Annotated in this window: 1 protein-coding gene; it reads right to left on the reverse strand. The window is 33.7% G+C overall.

Annotation, left to right across the window (positions count from 1 at the left end):
* Positions 1–2: 2 nt before the first annotated feature.
* The gene (locus tag M4J38_RS18785; RefSeq protein WP_251761350.1) at positions 3–626 is read right to left on the reverse strand and encodes a hypothetical protein; all 624 of its coding nucleotides are present in this window, start codon (positions 624–626) and stop codon (positions 3–5) included.
* Between the last annotated feature and the right edge of the window lie 48 nt (positions 627–674).

A 674-nucleotide genomic window follows, 5' to 3' on the forward strand; every position in this document is an offset into this window, starting at 1 on the left:
TGTTATAGGCAGGCTTTTTCAATGTCTACTGCAAAATCAGACATTCGCATTCCTTGTCCATACAGTTTGAAATTTTCTTTGTCAAACTTTGCAATTGCTGGCCATACATAACCATAGTCGCCTCCAGACTTATTAAACCAGTCAAATGGAATTAGGTTTATGTCGTCCTTGTTAATGAAAACTAGTATAAATTTCTCGTAGTAAGCTTGATCATATTTCAAATCTTCTTTTCTTACGTATGTGACAAAATCTACTAGGTCAAGCCTGTTTTCAAACTTATTGTGTCCTATTAAATATTGCGAAAGGTCAATGCATTGACTTTCACAAATTGCAGTGTCAAGCAGATTTTTTAAACCAATACGCCTGATGTCTATTTTGTTGTATTCAGTTGACCAATAAAAGAGATTGTCATTTTGAATCATTAATGTCGCCCCGAAGGGAATTATCAATAAAGTTGATTTATGTTTCAAAAAGTTTAAAAAGCTCTTTTTAGTAACAACAAGTTCTTTGCCCATTTTAATTCTATCGTCCATTTTTAGGTAGGATGAAAGTCCAAATTGTGCAAGCAAGTCATTGAATTTGTCAAGGTCAAATAAGTATGGAAAGTAAAATTGGCTTGCTGTCATTTGTCGGCTAATTTGAAAACGAATGCTCAATTAGGCTTGCCTATAACG

This window comes from Parasegetibacter sp. NRK P23, assembly GCF_023721715.1.
GTDB lineage: Bacteria > Bacteroidota > Bacteroidia > Chitinophagales > Chitinophagaceae > Parasegetibacter.